Source organism: Bacillus canaveralius (assembly GCF_002860125.1).
Lineage (GTDB): Bacteria > Bacillota > Bacilli > Bacillales > Cytobacillaceae > Bacillus_BJ > Bacillus_BJ canaveralius.
In genome coordinates, this window is record NZ_PGVA01000022.1 from 43659 (window position 1) to 50595 (window position 6937).

5 protein-coding genes are annotated in these 6937 nt (G+C 38.2%); 4 read left to right on the forward strand and 1 reads right to left on the reverse strand.

Features of this window, described 5'->3' with window-relative positions; genetic code table 11:
* Positions 1–316: 316 nt before the first annotated feature.
* A complete protein-coding gene (locus CU635_RS09615) occupies positions 317–1354 on the reverse strand; it encodes a LacI family DNA-binding transcriptional regulator (RefSeq protein WP_101577151.1) in 1038 nt (345 codons plus the stop codon).
* 473 nt (positions 1355–1827) lie between these two features.
* Here CU635_RS09615 and CU635_RS09620 point away from each other — a divergent pair, with 473 nt between their 5' ends.
* The 4 genes from CU635_RS09620 (at position 1828) to glpK (ending at position 6696) form a co-directional block, all read left to right on the forward strand.
* Positions 1828–3264, forward strand: a complete 1437-nt coding sequence (locus CU635_RS09620) for an L-fucose/L-arabinose isomerase family protein (protein ID WP_101577152.1) — start codon at positions 1828–1830, stop codon at positions 3262–3264.
* 119 nt (positions 3265–3383) lie between these two features.
* On the forward strand, positions 3384–4214 hold the full coding sequence (locus CU635_RS09625) for a transketolase (protein ID WP_101577153.1): 831 nt from the start codon (positions 3384–3386) through the stop codon (positions 4212–4214).
* The gene (locus tag CU635_RS09630; RefSeq protein ID WP_101577154.1) at positions 4211–5176 is read left to right on the forward strand and encodes a transketolase family protein; all 966 of its coding nucleotides are present in this window, start codon (positions 4211–4213) and stop codon (positions 5174–5176) included. Before CU635_RS09625 ends, CU635_RS09630 begins: the two co-directional genes overlap by 4 nt.
* A 17-nt stretch (positions 5177–5193) precedes the next feature.
* Positions 5194–6696: a glycerol kinase GlpK gene (gene glpK / locus CU635_RS09635; protein WP_101577155.1), complete on the forward strand. Its 1503-nt coding sequence runs from the start codon at positions 5194–5196 to the stop codon at positions 6694–6696.
* The last annotated feature ends 241 nt before the right edge of the window (positions 6697–6937 follow it).

A 6937-nucleotide genomic window follows, 5' to 3' on the forward strand; every position in this document is an offset into this window, starting at 1 on the left:
CCTTATGATTCATATGTTCGTCAAAGGTTTCTCATTTAATGTTTCTTTAAGCACAAGATAATTTAACCAGTCAATTAGCACAATGGTTTGAATCTCTACCCAGCTATATTAAGGGCTCATTAAGTTTTTCTATGTGCGAAAGTTGAGTGAGTAAAAAAACATAAAGGTGCAATTTTTTTATTCTCTCCTTCCTGATTTATTTAGATAAGTCCCATGTGCCTGATACAGTATACATAAAAACACCTTAATCGTATTGTGAATGTTATACGACTAAGGTGTTTTTTTAACTATGTTGTGTCTGCGCTATGTCTCTTACTTATTTCATGTTGGTTCTGCAAGAGTTCCTTGTAATCAACTGTGTATCTACAAACACTTTTATTTTATCGGTTTCATTGTTTTCAATTACTGTGATAAGTCTTTCAACAGCTAGACGAGCAATTTTATCTTTTTTCACATTGATAGTGGTTAATTCGGGAGTAACGACTTGCGACTCAAAGATATTGTCAAAACCAATGATCGAAACATCCTCTGGAACTTTAACTCCTAACTCTGTAAAGGATTTCATTACGCTGATGGCCATATAATCAGCTTCACAAAATAAGGCCGTTGGTAGTTGATGAATTCGGTGTTTAATGCTGTCTTTAAATGTTTCTTGGGATGAGATCACTGTGGGTGATAGTGAAAAGTAGTCATCCGCAGCAATGTTCAATCCATTTTCAGCAATTGCCTGCATGAAACCCTTTTTTCTCATATCAAAGTTATACATTCTTGTATTGGATTGAACATACCCTATTTTTTCATGACCAAGTTCGACTAAATATTTACCTGCCTCATATGCTCCATAAACATTATTCATCACAACGAAGTTAACGTCTAAGGTTTCGAAACAAGTATCTAAAACAACTAACTTGGGCTGAATCGTAGAAATTAACTTTATTTGGTCATGGGTTAAGTTGGTCCCTAGTAATAGTATTCCTGCAGATTTTTGTTCTTTTTCCAATCTTGTGATCTCCTCATGAAGGTTCTCTATTTTCACTGAAGAAACCATTAGGGAATAACCGTTGGCCCCAATTTGCCTGTCGATGTTGTTAATTAACTCCATAAAAAAAGGAAGTGTTTCATACTGATCAGTAACTATTCCTTCATTAATACAAGCTACAAACCTTAAAACTTTTGTGTTTTTTTGAAAGTATTGATCAGCTTTAACTATAGGCCTCGGGATATAGCCATGCTCCTCGGCGATTCTTAATATTTTTTTACGAGTATCTTCACTCACTCCATTTTTACCATTCAATGCTAAAGAAACAGCAGATCTGGAAACCTGTGCTATTTTTGCAATATCATCTATCTTCATAAAAATTGTACACCTACTTATCAGAATGAATATATTTAAGAACTATTAAATATTATAGCATATAACTAATTTGTTTAGTGAAAGTTTAGTTATAAAGCTACATTTTGTAAAACCCCAATAAATTGAATAAGAATGGTGAAAGTAAATAAATAATTGCAGGAAAACAATAATAGTTTCAAAAAAGCACAACTAAATATTTTTATATAAAATGTTGACGTATACTACGGCGGTTGCTATGATACAATCAAGAACCCAGGATTAAACTAAAAAAATTTAGTGATATTCTCAAAAAACACTTATGTATCCGCTTCATTTATATATTTTTAGAATATTAGCTTATATACGTGCTGTGAAGAGGAGATGATGATACTCATTTCAATTTTTATTTTCCATAACAGAGGTTGTTTGAAGAACTGTAAATGATTAATAAGTTTGTTTCGGTGTGTGGATTTCTAAATTAGGAGTGTGTTCAAGTGGAAAAGTTCAGATTGGGTTATGCACCTACAAGGAGATTTGTCTTTAGCAAAGAGGACGCATTAAAATATAAAAATTTAATTAGAGAAAAAATCGAAGGCTTCGGGCTCGATATTGAAATTATTGATTTGGAAGGTATTAATGATGAGGGTCTTTTGCACAATCGGCTTGAAGAACCCGCAATTATCAAACGATTTAGGGATGCAGAAGTGGATGCGTTATTTTTTCCACATTGTAATTTTGGAACAGAAGACATTGTTGCACGTGTAGCTAAAGCGATTGGAAAACCTGTTTTGCTTTGGGGTCCGCGAGATGAAGCGCCACTTGAAGATGGAATGCGCCTACGAGATACTCAATGCGGTATTTTTGCAACAGGGAAAGTATTAAGAAGATTTAACGTCAAATTCTCTTATATCACGAACTGCAGACTAGATGACCCAATCTTTGAAAGAGGTTTTAAGAACTTCATAGGTGCAGCGAATGTGGTTAAACATTTTTCTAATCTGCGAATCTTGCAAATTTCCACACGACCATCAGATTTTTGGTCAGTAATATGTAATGAAGGTGAATTGCTAGAGACGTTTGGAATACAAATACATCCGATTACCCTTGAGGAATTGAAAAAAGCAACGTTGAAAATTGAGCAAACAGAATCCACAGAGCTAGTCGAGGCAATTCAGTACATAAAGGAGAAACTTGACTGGAGTGCAGTAACTGAAAATGACGTTCGACGAATTGCTTCATTAAAAGTGGCTATGAAACAGTTGGCAGCAGATACGAGAAGCACTGCGATTGCTATCCAATGCTGGTCTACCCTTCAGGATATTATCGGTATTATGCCATGCTTGGCAAACGCTATCCTAACAGATGAACAAATCCCTGTAACATGTGAAACTGATATTCATGGGGCAATAACTTCAATTATGGTTCAAGCAGCCACATTGAACTCAGTACCAACTTTCTTTGCCGATATAACAATCCGCCATCCTGAAAATCCAAATGGTGAACTATTATTCCATTGCGGAAACTTTCCTGTATCTCTAAGTGAAGAAGATAGACCGAAACTAAATAAACACTTCCTGTTTGATGATCATTCTCCAGGAACCCATGAAGGCAAAATTAAGGGCGGGGAAATGACTCTTGCACGATTTGATGGTGATCATGGTGAATATTCTATTTTCTTGGGAAAAGCGAAAGGGATTGAAGGACCATTCACTAGAGGTTCTTATGTATGGGTGGAAGTAAATGATTGGCCGCTATGGGAGGAAAAGCTCGTAAAAGGTCCTTATATACACCATTCCGTGGGGATTCACGCAAACGTAATTCCTGTCCTTTTTGAAGCGTGTGAATATATTCCTGGGCTGACACCAGATCCGGTCGACCCAACCGTAGAAGAAATCAAAGCATGGCTGCGTGGTAGTGATCTTAATAAATAATAGAATAAGATTTTGACAGAAATAATCACGACCATGAAATTGCATTGTAAAAGATTTAAGAAGTTTTCTCAAGATCTTGCGAAAAAATCGACAATTAGGCTAATAAGGAGGGTAAAATCATGGATGAAATTACTCGATTAAAAAGAAAAGCTGCAGAGATTCGAATGGAACTTTTGACAATGATTTATGAAGCTCGTACCGGTCATACGGGTGGCTCTTTATCCAACACTGATATATTGACAGTTCTTTATTATAAAATCATGAACATTGACCCGAAAAATCCAAAGTGGGAAGACCGTGATCGTTATGTGCAAAGCAAGGGTCATTCGGTTGAATCTTACTGGGCTATATTGGCAGATAGAGGTTTTTTTCCAAAGGAAGAGTTAAAAACTTTCTCTCAGTTCAAATCTAGACTGATCGGCCACCCAAACAATAAAGTACCTGGTGTAGAAATGAATACTGGAGCGTTGGGGCATGGACTGCCTATAGCTGTTGGTATGGCGCTGGCGGCTAAGATGGATGGTAAATCGTATAAGGTTTACACCCTCATGGGGGACGGAGAGCAAGCCGAGGGTTCTGTCTGGGAAGGTGCAATGTCCGCTTCACAATATAAGCTTGATAATCTGGTAGCTGTCATTGACCGGAACAGGCTTCAAATAACCGGTAGTACCGAGGATGTTATGGGGCTTGAACCGTTGGCAGACAAATGGAGAAGCTTCGGATGGGAAGTTGTTGAAGTAGATGGTAACGATATTTCGCAATTAGTAGAAGTATTCACGAATACCCCCAAGGTTGCAGGCAAGCCAACGATAATTATTGCAAACACAGTGAAAGGAAAAGGGATATCGTTTGCTGAGAATGTAGGGGCATGGCATCATCGCGTACCGACCAAAGAGGAGTATGAGTTAGCTATGCAAGAACTTTCTAAACAACTGGAGGTCTTAGTATGAGAAATGTCGTTCTAAAAGCTAAAACCGGCAATAAGATTGCCAATCGGCAAGTCATTAGTGACACGTTATTGCAATTGGGAAAAGCGGATCGAGATATTCTTGTTCTTACCAGTGATTCAAGAGGCTCCGCCTCCATGGTCCAATTCGGTAAAGAATTGCCGCATCAAATTGTTGAAGTGGGCATTGCTGAACAAAACATCGTTGGAATAGCTGCAGGATTAGCACACTCCAACAAAAAACCATTTGTTGCTTCTCCTGCTTGTTTCTTAAGCATGAGAAGTATTGAACAAGTAAAAGTTGATGTAGCCTATTCGCAAACAAACGTAAAATTAATTGGTATTAGTGGCGGGGTTAGTTATGGAGCATTAGGCATGTCACATCACTCTTTACAGGATATAGCCGTAACCCGTGCAATACCGGGCTTGGATGTAATGCTGCCTGCTGATCGACATGAAGCCAAAAAAATGATTGAAGCATTAGTCGAGTATGACCGACCTGTATATGTTCGAATTGGACGTAATCCAGTAGAGGATTCATATCAGTCAGAGGATTATGATTTTCAAATTGGAAGGGCAGTTACCATGAGAGATGGTAATGATCTAACTATCATTGCAAGTGGTGAAACTGTCCGTGTTGCGCTGGATTCCGCAGAAGCCTTAGACCAAGAGGGGATTAGCTGCCGAGTGATTAATATGCACACAATTAAGCCGCTGGATGAGGATACAATCATCAAAGCAGCAAAGGAAACGGGCAGAATTATTACTATAGAAGAGCATAGTATCCACGGTGGACTGGGAGCTGCTGTTGCTGAAGTTGTGATACAACATCATCCAGTGCGAATGAAAATCCTAGGTATCCCAGATGAACCTGCAGTTACAGGAAATACAGCCCAAGTCTTTGATTATTACGGGTTAAGTGTTGAGAATGTTAAAAAAATTGCTAATCTGTTACTTGCTAATTGAGCAGATTGAGGTGGCCGATGGAGACAACAGTTCATATCTTAGCCATTGATCAAAGCACATCCGGAACAAAGGTTTTGCTCGTCAATTCAGACGGTGTGATTACACATCAAAAAAACTTAACTCATAATCAATATTATCCACAGCCTGGTTGGGCTGAACATGACCCGATTGAAATCTATGACAATGTAAAATCATTAATAACCGAAGTTTGTGTATCTGCCGACGTTCTATCCAATTTGTTAAAGGTCGTAGCTATTACAAATCAGAGGGAAACAATCGTTGTATGGGATAAAGAAACGGGCCTTCCAGTGCATAATGCCATAGTATGGCAATGCCGTCGTACATCTGATATGTGTAAAGAATTGAAAGACAAAGGATTTGAAACTATCATCCGGGCCAAAACTGGTTTAACTCTTGATCCCTATTTTTCGGCTTCTAAGGTCAAATGGCTAATGGACCATATTGAAGGTGTAAAACAAAAGGCACAAGATGGCAAATTATTACTTGGAACCATTGACAGTTGGCTCATATGGAAACTGACGAAAGGAAAGGTTCATTCAACCGATTACACGAATGCAAGCCGGACCCTGTTATTTAATATTCATTCTCTTCAGTGGGATGATGAACTGCTTGAAATATTCCAAATTCCAAGATCCATGCTTCCGGAAGTAAAAGATTCCAATGCGATTTTTGGCATGACAGAAGATGAAGACTTACCATTTTCACACATACCAATTTCAGGGGTAATTGGTGATTCACAAGGAGCTTTATTTGGTCAAAAGTGTTTTGAACAGGGTATGGCTAAAGCGACATATGGTACAGGAACCTCTGTTTTAATGCACACTGAAAATCTGATTCAGGCAGATAACGGATTAGTTACTTCAATTGCATGGGCGATTAATGGAGAAGTTAGTTATGCCCTTGAAGGAATCATTCATAGCACAGGCGATACAATTAAATGGATGAAGGAAGACCTAAAGTTAATTGATGATCTCAATGGGATAGAAAATTTAGCGGGATCCATTCCTGATAATCAAGGAGTGTACCTTATACCTGCATTTGTTGGCCTAGGTGTGCCCTATTGGAACCCATATGCTAGAGCGGCGGTTATGGGGATAAGTCGAAACACAGGCAGAGCACATTTTGTTCGGGCTGCATTAGAAAGTATTGCATACCAGGTAAAGGATGCGGTTGAACTGATGCAATCAGAATCTAATATCTATATGAAACAGCTAAAAGTTGACGGAGGAGCAACCAAAAATAACTTTCTTATGCAGTTTCAATCAGATATGTTGGGAATCGACTTAGTCGTTTCAAATGTGTCTGAATTATCAGCACTAGGTGCAGCATACATGGCGGGTTTGGGTGTTCACATTTGGAATTCCACAGCAGAGATAAACAATCTTAATAAGGAAATAGAATTGTACAGACCAAAAATGAGTAATGACGTGAAGAATCAAAATTACAAAGGATGGAAGCAGGCAGTAAATAGCGTCCTCGTGCAAACAAAAAACGCCTAATTACTAGGCTGTGGTGAAAAAATTACAGAAGGAGCATTCACTTGCTAATTATATCTAGTGTATGCTCTTTACTTGTCTAAATATTGAGAGGGAATATCTACTGCTTGAATCGCGATTCGCATTTGAACTTAGAGGGTAACTAATAGTTCATCCAATGCAGCATTTTTTAATAAGGTTTAGTATGAGTAAAATGTTTGTAGGAGAATTATTTCCCTTCTCATCCAGATAATGGCGTAGCCGT